Origin of the sequence: Tsukamurella conjunctivitidis, from assembly GCF_007858475.1 — a bacterium.
Taxonomy (GTDB): domain Bacteria; phylum Actinomycetota; class Actinomycetes; order Mycobacteriales; family Mycobacteriaceae; genus Tsukamurella; species Tsukamurella conjunctivitidis.
This window is the reverse complement of sequence record NZ_VIGX01000005.1, coordinates 46,509-72,610: the sequence shown is the minus strand read 5'-3', so window position 1 is coordinate 72,610 and position 26,102 is coordinate 46,509. Positions and strand designations below refer to the sequence as shown.

The window sequence follows — 26,102 nt, the reverse complement described above, 5'->3', positions numbered from 1 at the left end:
CGTGTCTCAGGGATTCTGCAGGTTCGGGTTCGGGGCCTGCTGCGGGGTCTGCGGCGCGGGTGCGGCCTGCGGCGCCGCCGGGGCGCCCTGGATCTGGCCGCTGGCCTGCATCGATGCGCGGATCTGCTCGAGTCGCGAGTGGCCGGCCATCTGCACGGTGGCCTGCTGCACCTCGGCCATGCGACCCTGCACCGAGTTCTGCGCGAGCTCGGTGGAGCCGAGGGCGTTGGCGTAGCGACGCTCGATCTTCTCGCGGACCTCGTCCAGATTCGGGGTGTTGCCCGGGGCCGACAGCTGGCCCATCTGGTTGAGCGACGCGGAGACCTGCTCCTGCATCTTCGCCTGCTCCAGTTGGCTCAGGAGCTTGGTGCGCTCGGCGAGCTTCTGCTGCAACTGCATGGCGTTCTGCTCGACGGCGCGCTTGGCCTGGCCGGCCGCCTGCAGCGACTGGTCGTGCAGCCCCTTGAGGTCCTCGACGCTCTGCTCGGCGGTCACCAGCTGCGCGGCGAAGGCCTCGGCGGCGTTCGTGTACTCGGTGGCCTTGGCGGCGTCACCGGCGGCGGTGGCCTGGTCGGCGAGTTGCACGGCCTGACGCGTGTTGGCGGACAGCTTCTCGACCTCGGCGAGCTGTCGGTTCAGCTTCATCTCCAGCTGCCGCTGGTTGCCGATGACGGCGGCCGCCTGCTGCGACAGGGCCTGGTGCTGTCGCTGCGCGTCCTCGATCGCCTGCTGGATCTGGACCTTGGGATCGGCGTTCTCGTCGATCTTCGCGTTGAACAGCGCCATCAGGTAGTGCCACCCCTTGACGAACGGGTTAGCCATCGTCAGTTCTCCTCCACTTGGAACGTCCATCACCGAATCCACGTCCGGCCGCCCGGCGACGCCGGACTCGTACTCACCAATCTATCGGGTAACGGGCCCGTCGCGCCGCCCTGATCCGCGGGTCCGGGGAAATCCCCGAATCCGCGGACCGTTCTTCTCAGGGTCAGGCGGCGGCGAGCGCCGGCGCGGGGATCACCATCGTGGGGATCGGGCGCATCGACACGCTGGCCTGCGCCACCACATCGGCCACGTCGATCGCCAGCGCGCCACAGATCGCGGCCAGCAGCTCGCTGGACGCCTCCTTCTGACCGCGCTCGACCTCCGACAGGTAGCCGAGGCTGACCTGTGCCGCCGAGGACACGTCCCGCAGGGTGCGACTCTGGCGCACCCGGGTCTTGCGCAGGTTCTCGCCGATCGCCTCGCGAAGCAGTAGAGCCATGCTCACCTCCGTCTTGGTATCTGTCCAGTCAACGCGGGGAGGGCCCAGAAGGTTCCCGATTCGCCGAAACCCGATCGAGGAGCCCCCGCAGCGCGGTCTCGACCGCTCCTCGGCGGACGCGCGCACGGTCGCCGTCCAGCCACACGGTGGTGACCGTGGTGCCCGACGGGCCGGAAAAACCGAGGTGGACGGTGCCGACGGGCACGCCGTCCTGTTCGGCCGGGCCGGCGACGCCGGTGAGCCCGACGCCCCAGTCCGCGCCGCAGCGCGAGCGAGCACCGTCGGCGAGCGCGCGGGCGGTGTCCGGGTGGACGGGCCCGTTGCGGTTCAGCTCGCCCGACGGGACGCCGGCCAGGCTCGCCTTGAGATCCGTCGCGTAGACGATGAGACCGCCGCGGAGCACGGCGCTGGCGCCGGGGACGTCGGCGATCGTGGCGGCGAACAGGCCGGCCGTGAGCGACTCCGCGGACGCGACCGTCTCGCCGCGCTCGGCGAGGGCGGCTACGAGGCGTGCGGCGTCACCTGCGCCCACGCCACCAGCTGAGCAGGTAGTCGATGCCGGTCGCGACGGTGACGACGACGGCCGCGCCCATCATGATCTGGCTGGGCAGATCCATCCACGCCGGCAGCGGCATCAGATACAGGCCGATCGCGAGGGTCTGCAGGAGGGTCTTGAGTTTGCCGCCGCGGCTCGCGGGGATCACACCGTCGCGAATGACGGCGAAGCGGAAGGCCGTGATGCCGAACTCGCGCGCGAGGATCACCAGGGTGATCCACCACGGCAACTCCCCCAGCACCGACAGGCCCACGAAGGCGGCGCCGGTGAGGGCCTTGTCGGCGATGGGGTCCATCAGCTTGCCGAAGTCGGTGATCAGGCCGTAGCGGCGGGCGATCTGCCCGTCCACGCGATCGGTGATCATGGCGGCCGCGAAGATCGCGAAGGCGATCCAGCGCCACGTCGTCGAATGACCGCCGTCGACGAACAGCGCCGCGAGGAAGACGGGGACGAGTACGATCCGGAGCACCGTCAACCCGTTCGCGACGTTGACGTTCGAGACAGGTGTGCTCGCGGGCTGCACGCCGTCCGTTGCACTCACGCCGATCAGCCTATCGGTACCCGGAATCCGCGGCTCTGCGCGCTACCGTTTCCGACCGCGACACCGCCCACGACGATGCGCTGCGCCGCGACGACGACGAGGGCGTCGCCGAATTCCTCGACCTCTCGTGCGTCCAGCCCAACACCGTGGGCGACTTCGGTGTGCAAGCGACGGTGTGGACGTCGCCGGTATTCACCGGATCGGATGCTCCCTGGCACAGGGTGAACCAGCCCTCACCGGGGTGTGGTAAGTGTGGTGAATCACGCCCAACCGTGATTGACTCCACCGGTGAATGTGATCGGTGAGCTGCGGGCGGCGGGTTGCGCCTTCGCCGAACGCGAGGCCGAACTGCTGGAGGTCGCCGCGTCCGGGCCCGACCTGGAGGCCCTCGTCCGCCGACGGTGCGCCGGGGAGCCGCTCGAGCACCTCCTGGGTTGGGTGGAGTTCCGCGGCCGACGACTGACCGTCGGTCCCGGCGTCTTCGTCCCCCGACGGCGGACGGAGTTGCTGTCCGAACTGGCCGATGGATCCGGCGTCCTGATCGAGCTGTGTTGCGGCGCGGGGCCCGTCGCCGCGACGGCCGCCGCCGCGAAGACCTACGCCGCGGATGTCGACCGCACCGCGGCCGAGTACGCCGCTCGCAACGCCCCAGAGGCGACGGTGCTGGTCGGAGACCTGTTCGCCCCGCTCCCCGGCACGCTGCGCGGCACCGTCGACGTGATCGCGGCGAACGCCCCCTACGTCCCCACCGCGGCGATCCGGACCATGCCGCCCGAGGCCCGCGACAACGAGCCGCACCGGGCGCTCGACGGTGGGCCGGACGGACTGACCCTGCACCGCCGGATCGCGATGGACGCGCCGCGCTGGTTGCGCCCCGGCGGCCGGGTGCTCATCGAGACCGGGCGCCAGCAGGCCACCTACACGGTGGCGGCGCTGCGCGCCGTCGGCCTCGACACGTACATCGAGGCCGACGACGAGCGGCAGGCGACGGTCGCCGTCGGCGTCATGCCCTGACCGGGATCCCGCGCGACTACTCGTCGGCGCCCTTGTCCGCGAGGGCCTTCCTGTCGTCCCGCCGGGACTTGACCAGCGAGGCGACGGTGGTGATCACCAGGACACCCAGGATCACGGACAGCGAGAGGCCGGTGGAGATCTCCGGCACCGCGACGTGCTGGCCGCCGTTGATGAAGGGCAGCGTGTTCTCGTGCAGCGCGTGCAGCACCAGCTTCACACCGATGAAGCCGAGCACGATGGACAGGCCGTAGGACAGGTACACCAGCCGGTCGAGCAGGCCGCCGATGAGGAAGTACAGCTGGCGCAGGCCCATCAGCGCGAAGGCGTTCGCCATGAACACCAGGTAGGGCTCCTGGGTGAGACCGTAGATCGCGGGGATCGAGTCGAGCGCGAAGAGCACGTCGGTGAAGCCGATGACGACCAGCGCCAGCAGCAGCGGGGTGGCGACCTTCTTGCCGTCGATCTTCGTGATCAGCTTGTCGCCGTCGTACGTCTCCGTGGTGGGGACGATCTTCTTGAACAGCGCGGCGACGCGGCCCTCGCGCTCCTTCTCGTCCTCGACCGGGCCCTCGGGCGACGACGCCTCCTTGACCAGCTTGATCGCGGTGTACAGCAGGAACGCGCCGAAGATGTAGAACACCCAGGAGTACGCGGAGATCGCGGCGGCGCCGACGGCGATGAAGCCGGCGCGCATCACCAGCGCCATCACGATGCCGATGAGCAGCACCTTCTGCTGGTAGATCCGGGGCACCGCGAACTTCGCCATGATGATGACGAAGACGAACAGGTTGTCCACCGAGAGCGCCTTCTCGGTGACGAAGCCGGCGAAGAACTCCCCACCGTACTGCGGCCCGGACACCGCCCACACGCCGATGCCGAACAGGATCGCGATGCCGATGTAGACCGCCGACCAGAAGCCGGATTCCTTGAGCGAGGGCTCGTGCGGCGTGCGCACGTGGCTGAAGAAGTCGAAGACGAACAGCCCGAGGACCACCAGGATCGAGACGATCCAGACGAGAGCCGAAACTTGCATTGCATACACCTCCGGTACAGATCCGGAGGTCTCTCCCGACCCGGTCAGCGGGTCCGGCGCGCCCGGGTGGATGTCGATCCACCGTGTTGACGTTCACGCCGCGAGCGGGATACTCCCCTCACACATGCAAGCAGGACTGTATCAGAAGTCCGGTTCGTCGGCTTCCTGAGCGACATCGCCGCCGCCGCGCAACATCACCATCAGGCCGGGCAGCTCGTCCGGCGTGACCAGCACGTCGCGCGCCTTCGATCCCTCCGACGGCCCGACGATGTCGCGCGACTCCATGAGGTCCATGAGGCGGCCGGCCTTCGCGAAGCCGACGCGCAGCTTGCGCTGCAGCATCGACGTCGAGCCGAACTGCGACGAGACCACCAGCTCGACGGCCTGCAGGAAGACGTCCAGATCGTCGCCGATGTCGGGATCGACGTCCTTCTTCTCGACCTTCGTCTCGGTGACGCCGTTGGCGTACTCGGGTTCGGCCTGGTTGCGCACGAAGTCGACGACGGAGGTGATCTCCTCGTCCGTGATGAACGCACCCTGCATACGGGTCGACTTGCCGCCCATCGGCAGGAACAGCGCGTCGCCCATACCGATCAGCTTCTCGGCGCCGGGCTGATCGAGGATGACCCGCGAGTCCGTCAGCGACGACGTGGCGAAGGCCAGGCGCGACGGGACGTTGGTCTTGATCAGGCCGGTCACGACGTCCACCGACGGCCGCTGCGTCGCGAGCACCAGGTGGATGCCGGCGGCGCGCGCCTTCTGCGTGATCCGGACGATCGCCTCCTCGACGTCGCGCGGCGCGGTCATCATGAGGTCGGCGAGCTCGTCGACGATGGCGACGATGTACGGGTACGGCCGGTAGACGCGCTCCGACCCGAGCGGCGTCGTGATCTCCCCGGAGCGCACCTTCCGGTTGAAGTCGTCGATGTGCCGCACGCGCGAGGCCTGCATGTCCTTGTACCGCTGCTCCATCTCCTCGACCAGCCACGCCAGCGCGGCGGCGGCCTTCTTGGGGTCGGTGATGATGGGCGTGATGAGGTGCGGGATGCCCTCGTACGGCGTCAGCTCGACCATCTTCGGGTCGATGAGGATCATCCGCACCTCGTCGGGCGTCGCGCGCGCGAGCAGCGAGACGAGCATCGAGTTCACGAAGCTCGACTTGCCGGAGCCCGTCGAACCGGCGACCAGCAGGTGGGGCATCTTGGCGAGGTTGGCATTGACCATCTCGCCCTCGATGTCCTTGCCGAGGCCGATCACGAGGGGGTGCGTGTCCTTGCGCGTGTTGTCCGAAGCCAGCACGTCGGCCAGGCGGACCATCTCGCGGTCGGTGTTCGGCACCTCGATGCCCACGGCGGACTTGCCCGGAATCGGCGCCAGCAGGCGCACGTTGTCGGTCGCCACCGCGTACGAGATGTTGCGGTGCAGCTGCGTGACCTTCTCGACCTTGACGCCGGGGCCGAGCTCGAGCTCGTACCGCGTGACCGTCGGGCCACGCGTGTAGCCGGTGACGGCCGCATCGATCTTGAACTGTTCCATGACGCCGCTGATCGCGTCGATCATCGCGTCGTTGGCGCTGGTCCCCGCCTTGGCCGGCTCGCCCTCGATGAGCAGGTCGGCGGGCGGCAGGATGTAGTCCTCGCTGTCGATGGTGCGGGCCACGGTGAACTCCGTCGCCTTCGGAGCGGGTGGCGGCGTGTGGTCCTTGACCACCGCGGCGCGGCGCGGCTTGGGCGCCGGGGCAACCTCGACCGTCGGCTCCTCGGACGGGGCGGGATCGGGCGCGATGGGTGCCGTCACCTGGTCCGACGGTGCGGGCTCGTCCGCGTCCGCCGTCGTGCGGCGGCGGCCGCGCTTGGGCGGCTCGGGATCTGCCGGGTAGTTGTCGTACGGATCGCCGTACGGGGTCAGCGCGCGGGTCGCGGTGTCGGCGCGACCGGAGTCGAAGGCCGCGAAGGGCGAGTCGAGGTCCTCGTCGTCGAGGGGCTCCTCGTCGCCGTACTGCTCACGCATGTCGACACCGAAGTAGAACTTGAGGCGGTCGACGATCTCGCGCACCGTCATGCCGCTGACCAGTAGCAGGCCGAAGGCCGCGACCAGGACCAGCAGGGGCACGGAGATCCACGCGGTGAACCCGTCGGTGAGCGGTCCGCCCACGACGTAGCCGAGGTAGCCGCCGGCGGCCGCGCGGTCGTCGAAGGTCGACGGTCCGCCCGACGCGATGTGCAGCAGGCCGAGGAAGGGCAGCACGATGAGGGCGCCGCCGACGCGGTGGCGCACGTGGGCCGACGGGTTGTCGGGTCGGCGCATCATGATCACGCCGAGCGCGATGGCCAGCGGCGGGACGAGCACTGCGAACCAGCCGACGACCGCGCGGACGCCCGTCGAGAAGAACGAGCCCACGGGCCCGCCGGCATCGAAGTAGACGGCGGCACCGAGGATGATCGCGACGGCGAAGAGGGCGAGCGCGAGACCGTCGCGCGAGTGCGTCGGCTTCGGCGGGGTCACGTCGCCGGTCGCGCCGGTCGCGGGCTCGGCGTCGCCGGCGCGGCTACCGGTGCGAACGGCGCCGCCGACCCCCTTGGCCAGCAGTTTCCACCCTGCGCCGAGACCACGGGCCACTCCCCCACCACCCGGGGCGGCCTTGGGGGCCGCGGCGCCCTGCTTGCCGCGGGAGCGCGGGGCGGCCTGGCGGCTGCGCGTCGGGCTCGCGGCGCGGCTGGTCCGAGCGCCGCCGGAGCGGGAGTTCGCGGCGCCGCGCGCGCGGGTGGTGGTCTTCGATGCCATGGGGGCAGTCTATCGACACTAACCCCATCCGTATCAAGTGCCACACATGTAACAGCAGGACGGGCGGCGGGTCGTCAGAGCGAGCGGACCACCGAGCCGAGAAGATCGATGTCGCCGTCCGCTCCCTCGAACGTGACCAGCGCCTCGTCCCGTCCGAAGGCCCACATCGCGACCTCGCCGATGGCGCCGATCACCGCCACCTCGGGCCCGCGCCCCGCCGCGGCGACGGTGCCCTCCTCCGTGGTGAGACTGATACGCAGCGGCGCACCCCGCATCGTCACGCGCGCGATCCGTGCGACCACGTCGTGCAGGCCGCGCTCGACCCGCTTGTCGAGCGCGCGCGGCGTCCACCCCGGGGCGGCCCGCCGAATGTCCTCGGTATGGACGAAGTACTCGCCCAGGTTCGCCTGGTCGTCGACCAGACGCAACGGCGACAGGCGCGGGGGCCCGCCCGCGACGGTGTCCAGCAGATCGTCGAACGGTCGGGCCGCGATACCGGCCTGCACCCGCTCGGTGTACCCGGCGAGCGGGCGCACGAGGATGCCTGCCATCGCATCGGGGCGCCCCTCGCGGAGAATGAGGTGTGCGAGCAGTTCCCGCACGGTCCAGTCACCGCAGAGAGTCGGGGCATCGGGTCCGGCGGCGCGCGCCGCGTCGACGAGGGCGGCGCGTTCACTCCGAGCAGGCTTCACACCGGCCACCCTAGCCCCGTCGGGCCGGGTGCCGCAGGGCGCGCACGAGCTCCCGTACTTCGTACTGAAATCAAAACGAAGTGTCCTATACTTCACCGCATGATTGCGAACTCAATGTCGACGTCCCGCCGCACGCGTCTCGCCTCGACCACCGCGCTCCTCGCCGCCGTCGCCGCGGGCTCGGCCCTCGCCGCGCCCGCGGCGTCCGCCGCGCCCGTGGCCCCGTCCCTGGTCCTGACGCAGGCGCAGTTCCCCGCGGGCTCGGTCGACTACCGCACCGGCAAGATCAGTGGCGATGCGGTCACCCTCAAGCCCGGCGCCCCGAAGCCCTGCCTCGACGCCGCGAACCGGCTCAACGGCGCGAACGCGAACGCCCAGTCCGCCGCGGCCTCCGCCCGCAACGGCTACTCGTTCATGACGACGGGCGTCATCTCCCCCGTCCAGGGCGGTCTGTGGCGCGCGACGGCACAGGCGTGCTCGGGGCGCGTCGCCGAGGTCCCCGTGCCCGGCGACCTCGCGCGGTACAACCCCGCGGTCATCACCTACGGGACCGACGAGCGGGCCAGTGCCATCGAGGGCGCCGCCGACGCGGGCGGCTACACCGTCAACGTCTACGTCCGCGGGCTCAGCGACACTCCCGCGAACACCGCCCGCTTCTGGGAGGTCTTCCGCGCGCAGATCAAGAAGGTCGAGGCGGCGCGCTGATGCGATTGGGCGGCGCTCTCGCCGGGTCGACGGTGGCCGTCCTCGCCGCCGTCGGGCTGCCCGCGGTCGCGCACGCGGCCCCGGTCGTCCCGGCGAAGGCCGTCCTCGCCGCGCACGAATTCCCGGCGGGGAGTACCGCCTACAGGACGTCGACCCAGACGGTCAGCCGTCCTTCTGCACCGGCGGATCCCTCCCAGTGCGCGAAGATCGCGTTCGATCAGGACCTCGGCCTCGCCGGAATGCGGCAGACACAGGCCGTTGTTCGGCGCGGGGGAGGTTTCCTGGCCGCGGGAGTCGCCGATCGACCGACCACCAAGGAGACCACGGACTACTGGCGCGTCTGCCTGGCCGAGGACGGTGTGCGGATGACGACCCTACCGACGCCGAACGACCTTGCTCATCTCCGTCCGATGCTCATCGGGGTCGGCGGGACCATGTACCAAGGAGCGGTTGATGTCCGCGGCGTGACCGTGTTGGCCGGAACTACCAACCGCGACGGGGGCCCCGCCGATCTCGACGGCTTCTGGCAGGTCCTCCGCGCCCAGATCGCGAAGGTGGAACGCCAGCCGTGATCATCCGACGGTCCGCCGCAGCCTGCGCGCTGACGCTGGCCATGACCGCTGCGGTTCCGGCGGCCGGCTCCGCGGCACCCGTCGATCCCTCCCGAGCGATCCTGACGGCGGCCGAGTTCCCGATCGGCACCGGGTCGTCCTACCGGGTCACGCACACCGTCAACCGGGCGCCGACCAGAGCATCCGGCCTCACGGACGACGGGTGCGAGTCGGCCGGCGCACGGATGATGGCCGCCGCGGCGGGGTCGCGGTCGACCGAGGCGATGGCCTTCCGGGACAAGACCTACGCGTCCGTCGAGCTCACCGATCGTGCCCTCGTCGCCCCCATCCGGACGGTGATGGACGCCTGCCGGTCGAGCGCGAACGTCGATCTCCCGCTGCTGATCGCCACGCCGCCGGAGTTCACCCGGTACCACATGATCGCGGGCACGGCGTCGCGCGGCGAGGAACTGAACGGGTGGGCCGAGGTCCGCGGCGTGACCGTGCAGGTGGTGGTGGACGCGAGCCCGCGTCCGGCGGACTACGACACCTTCTGGCGGCTGTTCCGCGCGCAGATCGGCAAGATCGAGCGCCAGCCGTAGCTCCGAGCACCTTCCCCGGCGTTCTGCGACTCCCCCGAGGGAACGTCGCAGAACGCTTCGGAAGATGTTCCCTACTCCCCCACCACGATCACGGTGGGGACGATCATCGGGCGGCGACGGTAGGCCTTGTCGACCCACCGGCCCACGGCCCGTCGAACACCCTGAGCGATGCGGTGCGCCTCCTTGACGCCCTCGGCCGCGAGGTCGGCGATCACGTCCTCGACGATCTGCTCCGCCTCCTTGAGAGCCGTCGGGTCGTCGGAGAAGCCGCGGCCCGAGACCTCGGGCTTACTGACGGCGTTGCCCTCCTCGTCGATCGCGACCGTGATCGCGATGAAGCCGCCCTCGCCCAGGACGAGGCGATCCGAGAGCGTCGACTCGCCGACGTCACCCACGGAGCTGCCGTCCACGTAAACGTGGCCGACGGGCACCTGCCCCACGATCTTCGCGACGCCGCCGACCAGGTCCACCACGACGCCGTCCTCGGCGAGCATGATCCGGTCCTTCGGCACGCCGGTGGCCTCGGCCAGCGCCGCGTTGGCGCGCAGGTGGCGCCATTCGCCGTGCACGGGCATCGCGTTGCGTGGACGCACCGCGTTGTAGAGGTATAACAGCTCGCCCGCGCTGGCGTGACCGGAGACGTGGACCTTCGCGCTCTGCTGCGTGATCACCTTCGCGCCCAGCTTCGACAGGCCGTTGACCACCGCGAAGACGGAGTTCTCGTTGCCCGGGATGAGCGAACTCGCCAGCACGACGAGGTCGTTCGGCGAGATGGTGATGTTGCGGTGCTCGCCACGCGCCATCCGCGAGAGCGCGGCCAGGGGCTCACCCTGCGATCCGGTGGAGATGAGCACGACGCGGTCGTCGGGCAGCGAGGCCGCGGTGTCGAGGTCGACCTCGACACCCTCGGGCAGATGCATGTAGCCGAGTTCCTGCGCGAGCGCCATGTTCCGCACCATCGAGCGGCCGACGAAGGTGATCCGCCGGTTGTGGGCCATCGCGACCTCGGCGATCTGCTGGATGCGGTGCACGTGGGAAGCGAAGGACGCCACGATCACGCGGCCCTTGGCCCGCCCGATCACGTTGTCGAGCACGGGGCCGATCTCCCGCTCGGGGGTCACGAAGCCCGGCACCTCGGCGTTGGTCGAGTCCACGAGGAACAGGTCCACACCCGCATCGCCGAGCCGCGAGAAGCCCGCGAGATCGGTGAGGCGACCGTCGAGCGGCAGCTGATCGAGCTTGATGTCGCCGGTGTGGAGCGCCACCTGGCCGCCGGCGTGGATCGCCACGGCGATCGCGTCGGGGATGGAGTGGTTCACCGCGAAGTACTCGCACTCGAACGGGCCGTGGCTGGTCGACTCGCCCTCGCGGACCTCGACCAGCTTGGGGCGCAGTCGGTGCTCGTCGCACTTGGCCTTGACCAGCGCGAGGGTGAACTTGGCGCCCACGACGGGGATGTCGGGCCGCAGACGCAGCAGGAAGGGCACGGCGCCGATGTGGTCCTCGTGGCCGTGCGTGAGCACGATCGCCTCGACGTCCTTGATGCGGTCCTCGATGTACCGGAAGTCCGGGAGGATGAGGTCGACGCCGGGCTGCTGATCCTCGGGGAAGAGCACGCCGCAGTCGACGACGAGCAGCTTGCCGTCGTATTCGAAGACGGTCATATTGCGACCGATCTCCTTGATGCCGCCGAGCGCGACCACGCGCATGCCGCCCTTGGGCAGCTTGGGCGGGGCGCCCAGCCGTTCCACCGCGGCCGACGGTGCCTTCTGGCGGTCGTTGCCGCGCCGGCCACCGCCACGGCGTCCGCCGCCCTTCGACTGGGCCTTCTGGGGCTGCTGCGTCGTTCCCTTCGAGGCCGGGGCGTCCGCCTTCGCCGCGGGAGCCTCGGCGGCCGGTGCCTGCGACTTGTCCTCCACGACGACGCGCGCCGCCGAGGTGGAGATCACCGGCTTGGGCTCGGCAGGCGGTCCCGCCTGCCGGGTGGCCTTACGGCCCCGTCGGGCTCCACCTGCTGCACCGTCGGTCATTGTTTAGAGCACCCCCGCTTGGGTCAGTAGCGCTGCGAGCCGGTCGCGCTGTTCACCGGTGGGCGGCACCTGCGGCAGGCGCGGTACACCCATATCAAGGCCCTGCAGGGCCAGTGCCGCCTTCGAGAAGGTCACACCGCCGAGGCCGGCCATGGCCTCGTAGACGGGCCCGAGGGAGGCGTTGATGTCTGTGGCGCGGGCGACGTCGCCCGCGAGGTAGGCGTCGCGCATCGCGCGCAGCTGCGGCGCGACGACGTGCCCGATGACGGACACGAAGCCCAGCGCGCCCACGGAGAGCCAGGGCAGGTTCAGCGGGTCGTCGCCGGAGAGGAACTGCAGGTCGGTCTCGGCGATCAGCCGAGCGCCGGCGCCCAGATCGCCCTTCGCGTCCTTCACGCCGATGATGTTCTTGTGCTCGGCGAGCTTGCGCAGCGTGGCGGTCTCGATCGGGACCACCGAGCGCGGCGGGATGTCGTAGAGGAGCACGGGCAGGTCGGTCGCGTCGGCCACCGTCGTGAAGTGCGCCAGCAGCCCGGCCTGCGGCGGCCGCGAGTAGTACGGCGTGACCACGAGCAGGCCGTGTGCACCCGCCTCGGCGGCATCGCGCGCGAAGACGGCGGACTCGTCGGTGTCGTAGGTGCCCACACCCGCGGTGATCTTCACGCGGTCGCCGACGGCCTCGAGAATCGCCTTGAGGAACTGGATCTTCTCCCACGGCTGGGTGGTGGGCGACTCGCCCGTGGTCCCGGCGACGATGAGTCCGTCACAGCCCTGGTCGGCGAGGTGCGACGCCAGCTTCTGCCCGGCCTCGAGGTCCAGCGTGCCGTCCGCCTTGAACGGAGTCACCATCGCCACGGAGATCGCGCCGAAGGGGGTGGTGGGCGTTGTCGTCGCCGGGGTCGCACTCATAAGCGCTAAGGCTACCCACCCGGCGGCGGAAAGCTGCTATTGGCTAGCGGTTGCGCCGGTAGGTCAGGTGCCGATAGCGCAGGCCCGACGTGGACTCGCGCCAGGCCGCGTCCTCGTCGGCGATGAAGCCCTCGGGGATCGACGGTGCGCGGGTATCGCCGTCGATGTCGGCGTCCACCTCCGTCACCACGAGCAGGTCCGCGTGGGGCAGTGCCGCGGCGTAGATCTCGCCGCCGCCCATGACCCAGAGGTCGCCCGCCGGCAGGGTGAGATCGTGCTGCACGACGGCGCCGTCGGCCCGCCACGACCGGTCCCGGGTGACGACGATGTTCGTGCGCCCCGGGAGCGGACGGAATCGGGGCGGCAACGAGTCCCAGGTGCGGCGGCCCATCAGCACCGTCGCGCCGGCGGTGGTCTCGCGGAAGAACTTCATGTCCTCGGGGATGTGCCACGGGATCCCGCCGTCGGCGCCGATCACTCCCCCGCGGGCCTGCGCCCAGATGAGGCCGATCATCTACACCGCCACCGGGGCCTTGATGGCGGGGTGGTGCTGGTAGTCGTGCACCGTGATGTCGCCGTACTCGTAGTCGAAGATGCTCGGGCGCTCGGTCAGCTCGAGCCGCGGGTACGGGTACGGCTCGCGCGAGAGCTGCTCGGTGACCTGCTCGACGTGGTTGTCGTAGATGTGGCAGTCGCCGCCGGTCCAGACGAAATCGCCCGGCTCGAGCCCGACCTGCGCGGCCACCATGTGCGTGAGCAGCGCGTAGCTGGCGATGTTGAACGGGACGCCGAGGAACAGGTCGGCGCTGCGCTGGTAGAGCTGGCAACTGAGCCTGCCGTCGGCGGCGTAGAACTGGAAGAAGGCGTGGCACGGCGGCAGTGCCATGTTCTCGATCTCGGCGACGTTCCAGGCGGAGACGATGTTGCGCCGGCTCGACGGGTTCGTGCGCAGCATCTCGATCGCCTTGCTGATCTGGTCGATGTGCTCCCCGTTCGGGGTGGGCCAGCTGCGCCACTGCACCCCGTAGACGGGTCCGAGCTCGCCGTCCGGTGCCGCCCATTCGTCCCAGATCGTGACGCCGTTGTCCTGGAGCCACTTCACGTTCGAGTCCCCGCGGAGGAACCACAGCAGCTCGTACGCGATGGACTTCATGTGCACCCGCTTGGTGGTGATGAGCGGGAATCCCTGGGACAGGTCGTACCGGAGCTGGCGACCGAAGACGCTGCGCGTCCCGGTGCCGGTGCGGTCCGGCCGGTGCGTGCCGTTCTCCAGCACGTCGCGGAGTAGATCTTCGTAGGGCGTCGCGATCACAGCCCTCAGTCTAGAGGCGCCCTCTGACGAACTGCGGTCGCGGCGCGAGGACCGGCACCCGGCGCAACTCCGGTGCCGGTCAACCGGCCTGCAGTGCGGCGCGGGCGAGGCGCTGCTGGCCGATCTCTGCGAGGTTCTTCATCAGCTCGGCATTGACCCAGGCGACCTGGTGCCCGACGGTCAGCCCCGCGTCCTCCGGCCAGGGATACGACGACGCCTCGTCGAGGCGTTCCTCGGTGAGACCGTCGAGGACGGTCAGCCACTCGTCGCGCAGTGCTGCGAGCCAGGCCACGGCACCGTCGGGACCCGGCCAGCGCACGGACTCGCGCTCCCGGACCGGCCGACCGAGCAGGTGGTCCATCGTGGTGCCCCACCACCAGCCGATGTGCCAGCTCAGCCATGCCATCGTCGGGACCGGGATCGGGTCGGGCTCCGTCTCGGCCCAGTCGGCGACCCAGTCGCCGTCATCAGTGCGGCGCAGGGTCCAGCACAGCGCCGCCGGCTCCCAGCGGAAGTCGTCGGGCGTCAGTTCGGCGAGATGCACCTCGCCGAGCGCCCAGGTCAGGTCGAACTGCCAGCGCAGGAGATCGAGCCGCGTTTCAGCCACCCCGCAACCCTATTGCTTCGCCTCCTACGCCGCCTGGGGCGGCGCTGTGGTCCGGTGCACATGCCCGGTGGGCGTTCGGGTTTCGACGGTGTGCCGCCCGCTCACGTCGTCAACGGTTGCGCTCCTCCAGCCTGGCGCCTCCTTCGCGTAGTTGCACGCCGCACACAGGCCCTGGCCGTTCTCGAACTCGGTGGGACCTCCCGCGGCGTGCGGGACGACGTGGTCGGTGTGCGCGATCGGTGCGTCGCAGTACGGGGTGCGGCAGTACCGGTCCCGGGCCCGGATCATCTCCGCGAGCCCGTCGGGGAAGCACCGCTGTCGCGAGTCCATCGCCACCACTGCCCCTGTCTCAGGGGCGATGTAGAGCCGTTTGACCCAGGCGAGACCCGCCGCGGTGGCCCTGCCGACCAGATTGCGGGCGATCTCCGCCGGCACCGTGCCACCACCATCGAGGTGCCCGGTCTCCGCCTGATCCCCGAGCAGCACCGTCGCAGGGATGGTCAGGTTCACCGCGACCGGCTGCCCGGCAGTGGCCTCACGGCCGGTGATACGCGCGAACGCGGTGTCGGCCATGATCTGCCCGCGCGTGCGGATGTCCTCGCCGATGCCGATGAGGGTGTCGGCGTGCTTGCGCAACGCCGCGTAGACGCCGACGCCCTGCGCCACTGGCAGCAGCAGTGACACCCGCGCCATGCCCTCCGGTAGCGGGCGGATGGTGACGGTGCGGTCCTTTTCCGCGGCGGCGTTGCGGTCGACCGTGGCTTGCTTGTCGAGGCGGTAGGCGACTTGTTCGACGCGGGCGGCGATCTGCTTGGGGCCCAACCCTGCGAGCGTGGCGGGGTCGGCGCACAGCAGGCCATCCGCCGCGCAGCGCTGCGACGGGTCCAGGTGAGCCAAGCCGGCGAGGATGGTCGGGATTGCTTCCGGCGTCAGATCACCGGCGTGCAGCCGGGCCCGTAGCTGGGGCATGTTGCGTTCCAGCTCCACCGCCCGCGCCAGGAACCGAGCGGCGGTGTGCGGCGACATGTGCAGGGCCAGCCCGATCTCCGCGGCCACACCCTGCTGCCACCGGTCCTGCGCCAGCCCGGCCGCGATCCGCTCGCACACCCGCTCCCGCAACAGGTCGGCAGCGAGTGCGTACTGTTCGAACACCAGCCGACACCGCCGCACATGACTCGCACGCAACCGCTCGGCCATCGACCTTCCCTCAGGAGGCGAGTCTTCCTCTACCGCAATGATTTCGTCCATATCTAGACGCTACTCGGACTCACTGACAAGTTTTCGATCGTCTCACACGATTCGAACATAAGTTGGTTCCCGAGGTCGCACCACCGGGGGCGCTTCGAGGAGGCCCCTGGTTAGGGCGATCCCAAGCGGGCGTTGCCACCCCGGCAGGGCCGCTCCTACGCTCGACGGTGTGCGCCCCCTCATGTCGGACGACGACCTCGGAAGCGAATGGGAGTGTGCGACCGCTGCGGGGAATCCGGTCGGTGGCCTGGCGACACGCGGATTCCGCAACACCGGCGGTCCGCCTACCTCGATGCGGATCGTCGCGATGCCCTCGGCGTCGATCGTCCTTCAGGCCGGCGACGGATGTTTCGAGGTCGACGGCGGCCATACCGGTGGCCTGATCGCGGGAATCGCCCCCGGCGTCCAGTCCGTCCGGTGCGATCGCGTCGACTGCGTCGAGGTCCGGATATCTCCTCTCCTGGCGTACCCCGTTCTCGGAATCCCGCCCCACGAACTGACGGGCGGCCTGGTCGACACAGACGTCGTCTGGGGGCCGCACGCGCTCCAGCTCCGACATCAGTTGGCTGAGGCACCGGACTGGGCTTCCCGTTTCGCGCTCGTGAACGGCTTCCTGCTGGATCGGGCGGCGCCGCGGGGTCCCGATCCCGAGGTGGTGGCGAGTTGGAACCACATTCTCCACACCGCGGGGCGCGCAACGGTCGCCGACCTGACCGAGCTCACCGGCTGGAGTCCGAGACGGCTCCGAACCCGGTTCGGCCGACAGATCGGCACGAGCCCGAAACGCGCTGCGATGATCGTGCGATTCCGTCACGCCTTCGAGCGGCTCGTCGGCGGTGCCCCGGTGGCAGAGACCGCGATCGCGTGCGGATACGTCGACCAGCCGCACCTCCATCGCGACGTGGTCGCCTTCACGGGCACGACGCCCGCGATGGTGTCCGGGCGGTGACGGCTGCGTCGCACCGAGCCGATTCGTACAAGACGGAGGCCGCGCCCGCGACGAGAGTCGACCGCATGGACGACAACGGATCACCCCGCCGGCGAAGCGGTCCCGGCGGCCGTCTGGAACGACGAATCCGCACGATCGAAAGAAGGGTGGCCGCCGCGCACAGCCTCGACCTGGAGGAGCTGTTCGTGACCGTGCACGCCCCCGACGTGTGCGCACGCGTTCTCACGACGGCGAGCTCGGGACCACCGATCGTCTGGATCAACGGCATCGGCAGTCCGGCGATGGGTCTCTCGTCGTTGGCCGCCCGCATGCCCGGCGCCCGACACGTCCTAGTTGACCTCCCGGGCCATTCGCTCGCGCCCCCTTCCCGGTGGAACCGCCCGTCTCTTCGCGCGCTGGCGGTCGACATCGTCACAGGTGTACTCGACCGCCTGCGGCTCGACCGTGCCGACGTGGTTGGGGCCTCGCTCGGCGGACAGTTCGCGCTCTGGGCGGCCGCGGACGCCCCGGACCGCATCGCGCGGGTGGCGCTGCTCGGTGCGCCCGGAACCGCCGTCGCGGGCGTCGTGCCGACGGCCGGGTTCTGCGCAACGGCCTCCGATGTGCGGGGCCGCCTCGCCGAGTCCCTGATGCGGTGTCCGACACCGCGAGCGGTCGCCCGAGCGGCCCTGGCCGAAGCCGTGGGAGGTGACACCGCCCGCGCGCTCCCGGCGGACATCGTCGATCTGCACCGACTCCCCCTGCGCCTCCCCGGGCGGGCAGCGTCCTACCGGGCGCTCCTGCGGCGACTGATCCGAGGGCGGTCCGTACGCCCGGAGAACGTCATCGGTCCCGGCGAGCTCGCGACGATCGAAACCCCGATCCTGTTCGTCTGGGGGCGCCACGACGCCTTCCTGGCACCTGACGACCTCGTCCGCGCCGCAGTGTCGGCGATGCCACGGGCGGACATCGTCGCCACCGAGGGCGGACACGCCCCGTGGTTCGACGATCTCGAGCACTGCACCGACCTCGTCCGCCCGTTTCTCGCGGGAACCGGCGATCCCTCGACCGAAAGGAACCAACGCCATGTCTAAGCACGATCCCCTTGCCATCGCGGAAGGACTCGGCCCGTTCGACTTCCACGAGATCGCGACGTTCAACGACGGCGCCCTGCACATGTACTTCGGGGACCACCTGGACGCATCCGACTGGGAACTACACCCCGACACCGACGAATTCCTGATGGTTCTGAGCGGTGAGGTGACCGTGGAGATCCTCACGACGACCGGCGGCGAACGGCTCCGCCTGGGCCCCGGGCAGTTCGCGATCGTGCCGCGCGGTCACTGGCACCGCCACCTCGACATCGACAACGTCGTGGAGATGTTCTACACACCGGGCGACACCGTCGAATCGACCGCCGCCGACCCGAGGACGGCCTGACGGGGGGACGGCACCCTGGAATGCCCTGTGCTCACTACTCCATGAGCTGTGCGGCGACGGTCGCGCCGAGGTTCCAGCACTCCTCGACCTTCTCACGCGTCGGCTTACCGGACACCACGACGTGCTCCGCCGCCTTCACCCAGCCCAGCCCCGCGGTGATCGAATCCACCGCGCGCACGGCCCCCTCGCCGCCCTCGTTCGCATGCAGGTACAGCCCGAAGGGGCGATCCCGGGTCGAATCGAGGCACGGGTAGTAGATCGTGTCGAAGGCGTGCTTGAGCGCCCCTGAGATGTAGCCGAGGTTCGCGGGCGAGCCGAGCACGTACCCGTCGGCCGCAAGCACGTCGGCCGGAGACAGAGTGAGCGCGGCCCGCCGCACCACCTCGACGCCCTCGATCTCCGGGTCGGTGGCCCCCGCGATCACGGCCTCGAACATCTCCTGGCAGTGCGGAGACGGCGTGTGGTGGATCACGAGGAGCACGGCCATCAGCGGGACTTCTTCTCCATCGAGACGGCCTTGGTCATCCAGTCGCGCGCCCGGGAACGGTCGCCCGCGTAGTCGTAGGCCCGGGCCAGACGGTAGGCGTTCACCCAGGACTCGGGCTCCGCCTCGTACTCCGCCTTCACCTGGGCGAACAACTGATCTGCCGCATCGCGCTGGACCCGCCCCGACGGCATCGTCGGCAGGTCCGAGACGTCGAGGTCGCGGCCGAGCGCCTTCGCGGACGCCGCCAGCTTCTGGTGCGCGTAGCCGTTGCTGAGCACCGACCACAGGATCCAGAGGCCCACCAGGCCGACGAGCACCATGCCGAAGGCGAGACCCAGGTTGGCGCCGCCGCCGCGACGGGCGATCATCCACGCCCATACGCCGATCAGCCCGATGTACATGAGCATCGCGACCGCGAGGAACCCGATGACCAGCAGTTGGCCCAGATTTCCCCGTTCGCGGCGCTCCACGGGACTCACAGATCCATGAACGGCTCGATGCCCACGGTGAGGCCGGGCCGCGACGAGATGCCGCGGACGCCCAGGAGCACGCCCGGGACGAAGGAACTGCGATCGAGCGAGTCGTGCCGGATGGTCAGGGTCTCGCCCTGTGTGCCCAGCAGCACCTCCTGGTGCGCGACGAGGCCGGCGACGCGCACGGAGTGCACGCGCACGCCGTCGACGCGGGCGCCGCGGGCGCGGTCGAACTCGGCTGAGGTGGCGTCGGGCATCTTGCCGCGACCGGCCTCCTCACGGGCCTCCGCGATGAGCTCTGCGGTGCGGGTGGCGGTGCCGGACGGGGCGTCCGCCTTCGAGGGGTGGTGCAGCTCGATGATCTCCACGGAGTCGAAGAAGCGCGCGGCCTGCGCGGCGAAACGCATGGTGAGCACGGCGCCGATCGCGAAGTTGGGCGCGATCAGGACACCCACCTCGGGCTTCTCGGCGAGCCACTCGCGCACGGTGTCCAGGCGATCGTCGGTGAAGCCGGTGGTGCCGATCACCGCGTGAATCCCGTTGTCGATGAGGAACTTCAGGTTGTCCATCACCACGTCGGGGTGAGTGAAGTCGATGACCACCTGCGTGTTCGAGTCGAGCAGGCCGGTGAGCATGTCACCGGCGTCGACCGCCGCGCTCAGCGACAGGTCGTCGGCCGCCTCCACGGCATCGACCATCGCGCGGCCCACCTTGCCGCCGGATCCCAGGACACCCACGTTCAGCATGAGCCCGACGATACCCTTGCACGGTGACCGCCCGACCAGACGTTCCCGACGAGTGGATCGACCGCCTCGCCGGCATCCTCGAGGCCTTCCCCGAGTGCGTCGCCGATCGGGCGTGGGTCGGCACGCGCTGGCGGGTCCGCGGTTCGACGGTGGCCCACGTCTTCGGTGGCGAGGACCAGCAGTTCCGGCTCATCTTCCGCGCCGAACCCGGCGAGGTCCCGGCGTTCGAGAACCTCGGGGACCCGTACTTCCGGGTCAACTGGGGCGAGAGCACCGTCGGGATCATCGTCGACGAGCGCACCGATTGGGACGAGGTCGCCGAGTTCCTCACCGACTCCTACTGCGTGCAGGCGCCGACAGCCCTCGCCGAACTCGTGGAGCGCCCGCCGGCCGGCGCGTCCTAGGGTTGCGGCCATGGACGTGACCATCCGGACCTTCGTCGGCGACACGGACACCTGCTTCGACGTGGTCCACCACGCCGCGACGGACGCGGCCACGCGGGCGCTGGCAGCACCGTCCGGCCTGATCTGGGTGGACGTGCTCGACCCGACCGAGGAGGAGTTCGCCCCGTTCGTGGCGACGATGGGGTTGGACAAGCTGGCCGTGGAGGACGCCCTGACTATCCACGAACGCCCGAAGTCCCTGCGCTACGGCGACATCATGTTCGTCACGGCGTACACGGTGGCCGAGGACGGTGCCACGAGCCGGCTCTCGCTGTTCCTGTTCGAGCACGGCGTGCTGACGGTGCGCCTGGGCGGCGGCTTCCCCGTCGACGACGTGGCGGAGAACATCTCCGACAACGCGGATCTGCTGCAGTACGGCCCGAAGTCCCTGGAGCTGATGCTGCTGGACGCGGTCGTCGACGGGTACACCGCGCGCGTGACGACGGTCGACGAGCGGCTCGACGACGTGGAGTCGATCCTGTTCGACGGTCGCTCCAGCGACCGCGTCTCCCAGATCACCTTCGAGCTGCACAAGCAGGTGGGCGAGCTGCGCCGCATCGTGCTGCCGATGCGCGACGTGGTGGGTTCGGTGCTGCGCCGGGTGTCCGCGGCGCCCGACCTGCACGAGCTGCTCCCCTACGCCGAGGACGTCTACGACCACACGATGCGGGCGGCCGACTGGACCGAGGGGCTGCGCGACGCGGTCGAGTCGGTGCGTTCGACCAACCTGGCGCTGGTGGACAACCAGCTCAACACCGTGATGAAGAAGCTGACCAGCTGGGCCGCGATCATCGCAGTGCCCACCGCGATCACCGGCTACTTCGGCCAGAACGTGCCCTACCCGGGCTTCGGCAAGGAGTGGGGATTCTGGATCAGCGTGGTGATGATGCTCGTCCTGGCCGGAGGCCTGTACGCCGCGTTCAAGCGCCGCGGCTGGCTCTGACGCTCGACCGGCGGCGGGGAGGTCGTGCCCCTAAGCTCCTCGCATGACCGGATCGCCCGATTCACGCCCGTCCCTCCACCCGCTCGCCCTGCTCGTCTCGCTGTCCGCGGTCGCCGTGGTGGCGCTGCTCGGCGGGCTCGCCTCGGCGGACGCCGCGGCCGACTACGCGAAGCTGGCGCAGCCCTCGTGGGCACCGCCGAGCTGGCTCTTCGGCCCCGCGTGGGGCGTGTTGTACCTGCTCATGGCCGTCGCGGCGTGGCTGGTGTGGCGGGCCGATCCGTCGCCGCGCAATCGGGCAATCCAGGTGTACGCGGTGCAGTTGCTCGTGAACCTGTCCTGGTCGCCGCTGTTCTTCGGCCTGGAGCTGCGGGGCGTCGCGCTCGCGGTGATCCTGCTCCTCGACGTCCTCGTCGTGGTGACGATCGTGCTGTTCTGGCGGGTCCGCCGCTCAGCCGCGGTGTTGCTGCTCCCCTACCTCGGCTGGATCCTGTTCGCCACGGCGCTCAATTACGCGGTCTGGTCCCTCAACTCCTGACGCGTGCCCGCGCGGCCACCAGTTGGCCGTGCCCGCGATCCGCATGAAGGCGGGCAGCAGGACCAGTCGTACCAGGGTCGCGTCGAGCAGCACGGCGATCGCCAGGCCCACACCGAGCATCCGCATGAAGGAGACCTCGGAAAAGCCGATCGCGGCGAAGACCACCGCCATCAACAGGGCGGCGGCCGTGACCACCCGCGCCGTGCTCGCGATGCCCCGTGCGACGGCCTCGTCGTTGGCCGCCCGGTCGCGCCCCGGGCGGCTCCGCCACTCCTCCCGGATCCGCGAGAGCAGGAAGACCTCGTAATCCATCGACAGGCCGAAGGCGATGCAGAACATCAGGACCGGCATGTCGGCGATGAGGTGCCCGGTGACGGTGGTGCCGAGCCCGCCGAGGTGTCCCTCCTGGAAGATCCACACCATCGCACCGAAGGTCGCCGAGAGCGAGAGCACGTTGAGCACCAGCGCCTTCAGCGGCAGGAGCACGCTCCCCGTGAGGAGGAAGAGCAGCAGGAAGGTGGTCACCGCGATCGTGATGAGTACGCGAGGCACCGCTCCGAGGATAGAGTCGACCGCGTCCCGGTCCGCCTGCGCCGCACCGGAGAAGAGCGTCGGAGCGGGCGCCGGCACCGCCCGCAGCGCGTCGAGCTGCGCCCGCCCCGCCTCGGAGCGGGGGTCGTGCTCCCCCGTCACCGTCACCAGTCGCGCGAAGCCGGCCCGCGCCGACGGATCCCCGTCGGCGACGCGGCCGCCGCGCAGCCACGTCCCGTCGGGCCCGGTCACCGGGCCGGTCCCCGCCACCCGGGAGAGCTCCCGGGCGTAGTCCTCCGTGCCCGACGGTGCGCCCTCGGGCAGCAGGATCAGGACGTCGGACGCCGGGTTCGGCTGGAAGGCCGTTCGCAGTTCGTCGCCCACCCGGTGCGACGAGGCGGTGGTCGGCAGCGCCCGGTCGTCGGGGTAGCCGAGCTTGGCGCCGAGGAAGGGGGCGCCCAGCGCCACGAGGAGCGCCACGACGGCGATGCCGAGCGGGATCGCGCGTCCCTGCACCGCGGTCACCATGCGATACCAGCGGGACTCGTCGGCCGGCCGCGGGCCGCGCCCGACGCGGAGTCGGTCGATGCGGTCACCGAGCAGGGCCAGGATCGCGGGGGTCACGACGAGCGTGGCGAGCGCCGTGAAGGCGACGACGACGAGGCCGGCGTAGGCGAAGGACCGCAGGAAGTACATGGGGAAGAGCACCATCGCCGCCAGGCTGAGGCCGACGGTGACGGCGGAGAACAGAACGGTGCGCCCCGCCGTCGACATCGCGACCACGAGGGCATCGTCGCGGCCCCGTTCCGGTACCTCCTCGCGATACCGGCTGACCACGAGCAGCGTGTAGTCGATCGCCAGCGCAAGGCTCATCGCGGTGATCAGGTTGAGCGCGAACACCGAGACGTCGGTGGCCTCGGCCACGAGCCGGAGCAGACCCGAGGTGGCGATGATCGCCGCGATCCCGACCACGACCGGCACCGCGGCGGCGACGAGCCCGCCGAACGCCCACACCAGCACGAGGAAGGTGAGCGGCAGCGCGATGAGCTCCGCCCGCAGCAGGTCCTTGCCCGACTGTTCGTTGATCTGCAGGTAGGTCATCGCCTCGCCGCCGGCCTCGAGCCGCACGCCGTCGGGCGGGCGCGGGAGGCCGTCGACGATCTCGCGGGCGTGGTCCGGAGCCTCTCCCGTGCCACCGGTCAGGCTCGCGACCACCAGGCCGGTGCGGCCGTCCGTCGAGGTCAGGCGGGGCGCGGCGGCGGGGTCGGTCCAGCCGGACAAGGCGGACTGGACCACCGGGGAGCGGCGGAGCGACTCGGTGATCGCGCGGCCGTACTCCGCTGCGGCGACGGAAGCGGGGGTCTCACTGCGCAGGGTGAGGACGAGGGACGAGCCGCCGCGCCGGAAGTCCTGTTCGAGGACCTCCTGCGCGCGGGCCGATTCCGCCCGCGGGTCGGTGCTTCCGCCGCTCTTGAGTGCGCCGCCGACGCCCGTGCCGAGCACCCCCAGCGCGATCAGGACGAGCAGCGCCGCCGCCAGTACCGTCCGTGGCCGAGCGGCGACGGCCCGGGTCAGCGCGGCGATCACAGCGCCGCGAGGAACGAGCGGACCTCGTCGAGCGTGCCGACCCGGCGCATCCGCTCTGCGTCGAAGAGCACGAGGAAGTCGGCCATCTCGAAATCGGGGTCGTACGAGGGCATGCCGCAGATGACGCCGCCGTACCGGGCGGCGATGCGGATGGTCGGCGGCACGAGGTCCTCGTCGGCCCCCTCGGGTCGCGGGAGGTCCTCGATCGGGACGCCGTCGACGGCGACCGGCCGGATCGGTTCGACCCGCACCTCACCGCCCGCGAGGGCGTCGTTGTCGGCCAGGAAACCGAGGGCGGCACGCACCAGTGCGGCACGGGGATGCACGCCGTCCTCCATCCGGACCGACATGCAGCCCATCGCGTACCGGAATCCGGAGCGTTCGTAGAAGAGCAGCAGCGCGATCCGCAGGAGGATCGAGACGACGCCGCCCCGGTACGACGCGGCGATCGTGGCCCGCCCCCATTCCGCGACGTCGTCGGCCATCGCATCGAACGCCGGGCTCAGGCGGAACATGCTGGTGGTGAACACCTCCCGCTCACCGCGCGGCGCCGGCAGGATGATCCGGTAGCAGCCGACGATCTCGTCGGTCGGATCGTGGCGCACCAGCAGGTGCGCGCTGTAGTCGTCGAACCGATCGACGTCGATCGGCCGGCCGAGCCGCTCGCTGATCACCGCTCCGGGCAGCGGTGCCCCGAGCTCGGTGGAGAAGGCGTCGTACCGCAGGGCCTGGGCGCGCTCGATGTCGCGCGGGTCCTCCGCGACGAAGACCGTGAAGGGGGTGCGCTCCGTGGCCGCGAAGAGCACGGTTCCCGCCGGTGTCCGCGTGGTCATGGCGACTCCTCCTGGTACAGCGCGCGGGCGATCTCGCCCGCGCGGACGGCGACGTTCGACAGCAGCGTGGTGCCGAGCCCGTGTCCGGGAAGATCCGCGCCCTGGACGTACAGCCCGGGGACCTCCCGCCCGTCGATGACGGCGCGGTGCGAGCGCGCCACGCGCACCTCGGCGCCGTCGGGGACCACCCCCGCCAGGCCCGTCAGTCCGCCCGGCTCGAATCCGGTGGCGCACACCACGGCGTCGAACGTCGCGGTCCAGCGCTCGCCCGTCGTCGCGCGGCGCACGTCCACCTCGATCCGGCCGTCTCCCGTGCTCCGCGCGCCGACGACCTCGCTGGTGCGGTGCACGCCCAGGCGCCGCGGGCCGGTCACGTTCTCGCGGTACCACCGGTCGTACAGCTCGCGGGTCAGCGCGTGCTCCACCGCGGCGTAGTTGGTGTTGCCGTGCCGCTGGAGCAGCCTGTCGCGCACCTCCGGTGACGCCGCGTCGAACTCGTCGACCACGTCCGGATCGAAGACCTGGTTGACGAAGGGGCTCTCGTCCACGTCGGCGAGCCCGAAGCCGTGGAAGACCAGGTCCACGCGAGCGCCGGTGTCGTGCAGGTGCAAAGCCACCTCGGCTGCGGACTGGCCGCCGCCGACCACGAGGAATCGCGCGGCCCCAGGACCGCCGGTCGACGTGCGTTCCCACGCTTCGAGCCGCGGCAACAGCTCTATGTTGTGGAAGACGCGGTCGTCGTCCAGGCCCGTGGTCCAGGCGGGCAGCACCGGGCGCAGGCCTCGGGCCACCACGACCGAGTGCGCGCGGGTGACCCGCTCGACACCGTCGATCCCCCGATGTCTCACGGCGAAGCGGGCGCCATCGGGATCCCGGACGAGATCGGTCACCTCCTCGCCGTACCGCACGATCTCGGCGAAGGGCTCCGCCGCCCACGCGAGGTAGTCGGCGAACTCCGCACGTTCGGGTGTGAAGACCGAGCGGTTGATGAACTCCACCAGTCGATCCCGGGCACCGAGGTAGGCCACGAAGGAGTACGGGCTGGCCTGGTTACGCAGGGTGACCAGGTCCTTGAGGAAGCTGATCTGCATCGACGCGCCCGGAAGCAGCATCCCCGGATGCCAGGCGAAGGACTCCCGTCGTTCGAGGAAGCGCACTGTGGGCCGCCGCTCCGGCAGCTCCGCCAATGCGATCGCGAGCGCCAGGTTCGCAGGTCCGAATCCGATTCCCAGTACGTCGACGACACTCCCGTCGTCCGTCGCTTCCCGCTGCCGCATCACGCCCTTTCCCACCGGTTCGGGCGGGTGGTCG

At 70.4% G+C, this 26,102-nt stretch carries 29 protein-coding genes; 10 read left to right on the top strand and 19 right to left on the bottom strand.

Features of this window, described 5'->3' with window-relative positions:
* Positions 1 to 6: 6 nt before the first annotated feature.
* From FK530_RS11080 to pgsA, 4 genes are all read right to left on the bottom strand, one after another.
* Positions 7 to 822 carry a PspA/IM30 family protein gene (locus FK530_RS11080; RefSeq protein WP_146487078.1) on the bottom strand — a complete coding sequence of 272 codons (816 nt, stop codon included), beginning with the start codon at positions 820 to 822 and terminating at the stop codon, positions 7 to 9.
* A gap of 163 nt (positions 823 to 985) precedes the next feature.
* Positions 986 to 1,261, bottom strand: a complete 276-nt coding sequence (locus FK530_RS11075; protein WP_146432809.1) for a helix-turn-helix domain-containing protein — start codon at positions 1,259 to 1,261, stop codon at positions 986 to 988.
* 28 nt (positions 1,262 to 1,289) lie between these two features.
* A complete protein-coding gene (locus tag FK530_RS11070; protein ID WP_146487077.1) occupies positions 1,290 to 1,793 on the bottom strand; it encodes a CinA family protein in 504 nt (167 codons plus the stop codon).
* Positions 1,780 to 2,358 carry a CDP-diacylglycerol--glycerol-3-phosphate 3-phosphatidyltransferase gene (gene pgsA / locus FK530_RS11065; RefSeq protein WP_231706588.1) on the bottom strand — a complete coding sequence of 193 codons (579 nt, stop codon included), beginning with the start codon at positions 2,356 to 2,358 and terminating at the stop codon, positions 1,780 to 1,782. The genes FK530_RS11070 and pgsA overlap by 14 nt, the downstream gene beginning before the upstream one ends.
* Before the next feature lie 288 nt (positions 2,359 to 2,646).
* On the opposite strand from pgsA, the gene FK530_RS11060 reads away from it, so the two are divergent.
* Positions 2,647 to 3,372, top strand: coding sequence for a putative protein N(5)-glutamine methyltransferase (locus FK530_RS11060; protein WP_146487076.1), 726 nt, complete (start codon positions 2,647 to 2,649; stop codon positions 3,370 to 3,372).
* A 16-nt stretch (positions 3,373 to 3,388) separates the two neighbouring features.
* On the opposite strand, the gene FK530_RS11055 is transcribed toward FK530_RS11060, so the two are convergent.
* The 3 genes from FK530_RS11055 to FK530_RS11045 form a co-directional block, all read right to left on the bottom strand.
* On the bottom strand, positions 3,389 to 4,405 hold the full coding sequence (locus tag FK530_RS11055; RefSeq protein WP_146487075.1) for a TerC family protein: 1,017 nt from the start codon (positions 4,403 to 4,405) through the stop codon (positions 3,389 to 3,391).
* Between the two features lie 141 nt (positions 4,406 to 4,546).
* On the bottom strand, positions 4,547 to 7,189 hold the full coding sequence (locus FK530_RS11050) for an FtsK/SpoIIIE family DNA translocase (RefSeq protein ID WP_146487074.1): 2,643 nt from the start codon (positions 7,187 to 7,189) through the stop codon (positions 4,547 to 4,549).
* 74 nt (positions 7,190 to 7,263) lie between these two features.
* Positions 7,264 to 7,881: a TIGR03085 family metal-binding protein gene (locus tag FK530_RS11045; protein ID WP_146487073.1), complete on the bottom strand. Its 618-nt coding sequence runs from the start codon at positions 7,879 to 7,881 to the stop codon at positions 7,264 to 7,266.
* A gap of 99 nt (positions 7,882 to 7,980) precedes the next feature.
* Between FK530_RS11045 and FK530_RS11040 the strand changes: the two genes are divergently transcribed.
* The 3 genes from FK530_RS11040 to FK530_RS11030 are packed head-to-tail and all read left to right on the top strand — an operon-like array spanning position 7,981 to position 9,739.
* On the top strand, positions 7,981 to 8,586 hold the full coding sequence (locus FK530_RS11040; protein WP_146487072.1) for a hypothetical protein: 606 nt from the start codon (positions 7,981 to 7,983) through the stop codon (positions 8,584 to 8,586).
* Positions 8,586 to 9,158, top strand: coding sequence for a hypothetical protein (locus FK530_RS11035; protein WP_146487071.1), 573 nt, complete (start codon positions 8,586 to 8,588; stop codon positions 9,156 to 9,158). Before FK530_RS11040 ends, FK530_RS11035 begins: the two co-directional genes overlap by 1 nt.
* Positions 9,155 to 9,739 carry a hypothetical protein gene (locus FK530_RS11030; RefSeq protein WP_146487070.1) on the top strand — a complete coding sequence of 195 codons (585 nt, stop codon included), beginning with the start codon at positions 9,155 to 9,157 and terminating at the stop codon, positions 9,737 to 9,739. Before FK530_RS11035 ends, FK530_RS11030 begins: the two co-directional genes overlap by 4 nt.
* A 71-nt stretch (positions 9,740 to 9,810) precedes the next feature.
* Here FK530_RS11030 and FK530_RS11025 read toward each other — a convergent pair whose 3' ends face one another.
* The 6 genes from FK530_RS11025 to FK530_RS11000 all read right to left on the bottom strand — a co-directional run bounded on the left by FK530_RS11025 (position 9,811) and on the right by FK530_RS11000 (position 15,794).
* A complete protein-coding gene (locus FK530_RS11025; protein ID WP_146487069.1) occupies positions 9,811 to 11,769 on the bottom strand; it encodes a ribonuclease J in 1,959 nt (652 codons plus the stop codon).
* A gap of 3 nt (positions 11,770 to 11,772) precedes the next feature.
* Positions 11,773 to 12,678, bottom strand: a complete 906-nt coding sequence (gene dapA / locus FK530_RS11020; RefSeq protein WP_146487068.1) for a 4-hydroxy-tetrahydrodipicolinate synthase — start codon at positions 12,676 to 12,678, stop codon at positions 11,773 to 11,775.
* Between the two features lie 43 nt (positions 12,679 to 12,721).
* Positions 12,722 to 13,192: a dihydrofolate reductase gene (locus FK530_RS11015; RefSeq protein WP_146487067.1), complete on the bottom strand. Its 471-nt coding sequence runs from the start codon at positions 13,190 to 13,192 to the stop codon at positions 12,722 to 12,724.
* A complete protein-coding gene (locus tag FK530_RS11010) occupies positions 13,193 to 13,999 on the bottom strand; it encodes a thymidylate synthase (protein WP_146487066.1) in 807 nt (268 codons plus the stop codon).
* A gap of 70 nt (positions 14,000 to 14,069) precedes the next feature.
* The gene (locus FK530_RS11005; RefSeq protein ID WP_146487065.1) at positions 14,070 to 14,597 is read right to left on the bottom strand and encodes a DinB family protein; all 528 of its coding nucleotides are present in this window, start codon (positions 14,595 to 14,597) and stop codon (positions 14,070 to 14,072) included.
* Between the two features lie 24 nt (positions 14,598 to 14,621).
* Positions 14,622 to 15,794: an HNH endonuclease gene (locus FK530_RS11000; protein WP_166443281.1), complete on the bottom strand. Its 1,173-nt coding sequence runs from the start codon at positions 15,792 to 15,794 to the stop codon at positions 14,622 to 14,624.
* A 343-nt stretch (positions 15,795 to 16,137) separates the two neighbouring features.
* Between FK530_RS11000 and FK530_RS10995 the strand changes: the two genes are divergently transcribed.
* From FK530_RS10995 to FK530_RS10985, 3 genes are all read left to right on the top strand, one after another.
* Complete coding sequence (locus FK530_RS10995) at positions 16,138 to 16,794, top strand: helix-turn-helix domain-containing protein (protein ID WP_158645078.1); 657 nt, start codon at positions 16,138 to 16,140, stop codon at positions 16,792 to 16,794.
* 146 nt (positions 16,795 to 16,940) lie between these two features.
* The gene (locus FK530_RS10990) at positions 16,941 to 17,867 is read left to right on the top strand and encodes an alpha/beta fold hydrolase (protein WP_158645077.1); all 927 of its coding nucleotides are present in this window, start codon (positions 16,941 to 16,943) and stop codon (positions 17,865 to 17,867) included.
* Positions 17,860 to 18,213, top strand: coding sequence for a cupin domain-containing protein (locus FK530_RS10985; RefSeq protein WP_146487061.1), 354 nt, complete (start codon positions 17,860 to 17,862; stop codon positions 18,211 to 18,213). The genes FK530_RS10990 and FK530_RS10985 overlap by 8 nt, the downstream gene beginning before the upstream one ends.
* 34 nt (positions 18,214 to 18,247) lie before the next feature.
* Here the strand turns inward: FK530_RS10985 and FK530_RS10980 are convergent, their stop codons facing one another.
* Genes FK530_RS10980 through dapB form a run of 3 tightly spaced genes read right to left on the bottom strand, consistent with a single transcriptional unit; the run spans position 18,248 to position 19,919 of the window.
* A complete protein-coding gene (locus FK530_RS10980) occupies positions 18,248 to 18,700 on the bottom strand; it encodes a flavodoxin family protein (protein ID WP_191834121.1) in 453 nt (150 codons plus the stop codon).
* Entirely contained in the window at positions 18,700 to 19,179 is a 480-nt protein-coding gene (locus tag FK530_RS10975) for a hypothetical protein (protein ID WP_231706587.1), read from the bottom strand. The genes FK530_RS10980 and FK530_RS10975 overlap by 1 nt, the downstream gene beginning before the upstream one ends.
* Complete coding sequence (gene dapB / locus FK530_RS10970) at positions 19,176 to 19,919, bottom strand: 4-hydroxy-tetrahydrodipicolinate reductase (protein WP_146487060.1); 744 nt, start codon at positions 19,917 to 19,919, stop codon at positions 19,176 to 19,178. Before dapB ends, FK530_RS10975 begins: the two co-directional genes overlap by 4 nt.
* Before the next feature lie 23 nt (positions 19,920 to 19,942).
* Between dapB and FK530_RS10965 the strand changes: the two genes are divergently transcribed.
* The 3 genes from FK530_RS10965 to FK530_RS10955 are packed head-to-tail and all read left to right on the top strand — an operon-like array spanning position 19,943 to position 21,840.
* Positions 19,943 to 20,323, top strand: coding sequence for an MmcQ/YjbR family DNA-binding protein (locus FK530_RS10965; protein WP_146487059.1), 381 nt, complete (start codon positions 19,943 to 19,945; stop codon positions 20,321 to 20,323).
* 10 nt (positions 20,324 to 20,333) lie between these two features.
* Positions 20,334 to 21,305, top strand: a complete 972-nt coding sequence (locus tag FK530_RS10960) for a magnesium transporter CorA family protein (protein ID WP_146487058.1) — start codon at positions 20,334 to 20,336, stop codon at positions 21,303 to 21,305.
* Positions 21,306 to 21,348: 43 nt separating this feature from the next.
* On the top strand, positions 21,349 to 21,840 hold the full coding sequence (locus FK530_RS10955) for a TspO/MBR family protein (protein ID WP_146487057.1): 492 nt from the start codon (positions 21,349 to 21,351) through the stop codon (positions 21,838 to 21,840).
* Here FK530_RS10955 and FK530_RS10950 read toward each other — a convergent pair.
* From FK530_RS10950 to FK530_RS10940, 3 genes are read right to left on the bottom strand one after another with little or no spacing between them, the layout of a single operon-like run.
* Complete coding sequence (locus FK530_RS10950) at positions 21,754 to 23,958, bottom strand: MMPL family transporter (protein WP_146487056.1); 2,205 nt, start codon at positions 23,956 to 23,958, stop codon at positions 21,754 to 21,756. The genes FK530_RS10955 and FK530_RS10950 overlap by 87 nt on opposite strands.
* The gene (locus FK530_RS10945; protein WP_146487055.1) at positions 23,955 to 24,791 is read right to left on the bottom strand and encodes a GNAT family N-acetyltransferase; all 837 of its coding nucleotides are present in this window, start codon (positions 24,789 to 24,791) and stop codon (positions 23,955 to 23,957) included. Before FK530_RS10945 ends, FK530_RS10950 begins: the two co-directional genes overlap by 4 nt.
* The gene (locus FK530_RS10940; RefSeq protein ID WP_146487054.1) at positions 24,788 to 26,068 is read right to left on the bottom strand and encodes a lysine N(6)-hydroxylase/L-ornithine N(5)-oxygenase family protein; all 1,281 of its coding nucleotides are present in this window, start codon (positions 26,066 to 26,068) and stop codon (positions 24,788 to 24,790) included. Before FK530_RS10940 ends, FK530_RS10945 begins: the two co-directional genes overlap by 4 nt.
* Between the last annotated feature and the right edge of the window lie 34 nt (positions 26,069 to 26,102).